Annotated in this window: 2 protein-coding genes; both read left to right on the top strand. The window is 62.6% G+C overall.

Annotated features, from left to right (window positions below; genetic code table 11):
* Window positions 1–177 precede the first annotated feature (177 nt).
* Window positions 178–1731 (top strand): IS21 family transposase, encoded by a 1554-nt coding sequence (istA, locus tag NDI72_RS21755; protein ID WP_206995979.1) that lies wholly within the window; start codon window positions 178–180, stop codon window positions 1729–1731.
* 24 nt (window positions 1732–1755) lie between these two features.
* Window positions 1756–2538 (top strand): IS21-like element helper ATPase IstB, encoded by a 783-nt coding sequence (gene istB, locus NDI72_RS21760; protein ID WP_283801775.1) that lies wholly within the window; start codon window positions 1756–1758, stop codon window positions 2536–2538.
* Window positions 2539–2638: the final 100 nt, after the last annotated feature.

Raw genomic sequence — 2638 nt, forward strand, 5'->3', positions numbered from 1 at the left:
TGCGGGTTTCGGTAATTCCCGGCCACGGATTTCAGTAATTCCCGGACAAGCGTTTCGGTAAATCCCGGACAGGGATTTCGCTAATTCCCGGACAGCTCCGGGAGGGCTTGGAGTCGGTTGGTCATCGTCTGCGCCGTCACGGCATTCTGCCGGTCTTGAACAGGACCGGGAGGGATCATGCCGAGGCGGAAGCGAGCGAGGCGCACGACCGTGCAAGACATACGAACGATACTGCGTTTGACGCATGAACAAGGGCTTTCGGCGCGTGAGGTGGCCGCGCGCCTGAAGCTCAGCAAGACAACCGTGGCGACCTACCTGAATCGGGCCCGGGAAGCGGGGCTGAGTTGCTGGCCTCTTCCGGCGGGCCGGGATGACGATGTGACGCTGAAGCAGGTCCTGTTCCAGCGCGTTGGCCGCCCACCCCGGGATCTGACCGAACCGGACTGGCCGAAGATGGCTGCGGAGATGAAGCGCAAGGGCGTGACGCTTGCGTTGCTCTGGGAGGAATACCGGGCGGCCCATCCCGACGGCTACGGCTATACTTGGTTTTGCGAACACTACAGGGCGTTCGAGAACCGGATCAGCCCTCGGTATCGCAACCGCCATGAGGCCGGCGCGGTGATGCAGACCGACTATGCGGGCCATACCATCCCGGTGATCGACCCCGCGACAGGTCAGGAGCACCGCGCCCAGATCTTCGTCGCCGTGCTTGGCGCATCCAACTTTACATTCGCATGGGCGAGCCTCAGCCAAAGGCTGCCTGACTGGATCGATGCTCAGGTCCGCGCGCTGAAGTTCTTCGGTGGGGTGCCCAAGGCGATCGTGTGCGACAATCTCAAGGCCGCCGTGGCCAAGCCGCTCTGGTTCGAGCCGTCGGTGACCAAGACCTTCTCCGACATGGCGGCGCATTACGACACGACCGTATTGCCCACGCGACCGCGCAAACCCCGCGACAAGGGCAAGGTCGAGGGCGCAGTGCTGATCGTGGAGCGCTGGATCCTGGCCCGGCTGCGCAACCGGCAGTTCTTTTCCATCGCGGCGCTCAACGTGGCCATGGCCGAGTTGCTTGAGGAACTCAATGCGCGGACCATGCGTCGGGTGGGGCGTTCGCGGCGGGAACTCTTCGAAGAGATCGAACGCGCCGCACTGAGACCCTTGCCCAACACGCCGTTCGAGTACGCGGAATGGAAGCAGGCCAAGGTGCATCCCGACTACCATATCGAGGTGCTCCACAGCTTCTATTCCGTACCGCACCGCCTGATCGGCCGGCAGGTCGATGTGCGCCTGACCCACCGCATGATCGAGATTTTCCACAACACCCAGCAGGTGGCCGTGCATCGCCGCCGCGGCAAGCGCGGGGGACATACCACAATCAAGGAACACATGCCAAAGGCTCATCAGCGCCATGGCGGCATGACGCCGGAAAGCCTCATCCGCCGGGCCGCCCGGACCGGCTATCACACGGCCGTGCTCGTTGAGCGCCTGATGCGCGACAGGCCGCATCCCGAACAGGGGTATCGATCGGCCCTCGGTGTACTCGGCCTGCAGCGGCAGTTCGGGGCGGACAGGCTGGAGGCCGCCTGCGAACGCGCCCTGACAGTCGGAACTGTCAACTATACCTCGGTGCGCTCCATCCTGATCACTGGACTGGATCGGGCCCCGGAACCGCCAGACCCGATCACCGCGACACCCCTCCACGACAACATCCGTGGCGCTGGCTACTACCAGTAACCCTCAGCACAGAAGGATCATCACATGCTGACACATCCCACCCTCGAGCAGATGGCCGCGCTTGGCCTGACAGGCATGGCCGACGCCTGGAAGTCGCTCGCCGATCAGGATCCTGGCCAGGCTCTCGATCGTAATGAATGGCTCGGGCTCATGCTCGATCGGGAAGCTTCGACGAGAGCCGACAAACGCTTCACCAACCGGCTGCGCAACGCCAGGATGCGCTTCCCGGACGCCTGTATCGAAGACGTGAACTTCGCCGCAAGCCGCGGCCTCGACCGCCGTCAGGTTCTCGCATTGGCACAGGGCGCGTGGATCAAGGCAAAGGAACAGATCATCCTCACTGGCCAGACCGGCACGGGCAAAACCTGGCTGGCTTGCGCCTTCGGTCATCAAGCGGCCCGGCTCGATCACTCCGTCCTCTATGTCCGCATGCCGCGGCTCTTCGAGGACATGGCCATGGCCCGCCTCGACGGGCGGTTCCCGAAGCTGGTCGATAAACTGGCCCGCGTCCAATTGCTCATTCTCGATGACTGGGGGACCCACGGGCTGACCGATCAGCAGAGGCTCGACCTGCTCGAACTGTTCGAGGAGCGCTATCAGCGGCGCTCAACAATCATCACCGCCCAGCTGCCCGTCTCGGGCTGGCATGACATGATCGGCGAACCGACAATCGCCGACGCTATCCTCGACCGGATCGTCCACAATGCCCACCGCATCGACCTCAAGGGAGACAGCATGCGAAGAACAGATCAAAACAGAAACTTGACCCACGCTGAAAACACAGAAACGATGCAAACTGAAACATGACCGCAGGCAGAGGATCAGCCGCGCCCGAACTGTCCGGGAATTACTGAAATGGCTGTCCGCGAATTAGCGTAATCGCTGTCCGGTAATTCTGAAATCCGCA

It is taken from the genome of Nitratireductor sp. GZWM139, assembly GCF_030068685.1.
Lineage (GTDB): Bacteria > Pseudomonadota > Alphaproteobacteria > Rhizobiales > Rhizobiaceae > Nitratireductor > Nitratireductor aquimarinus.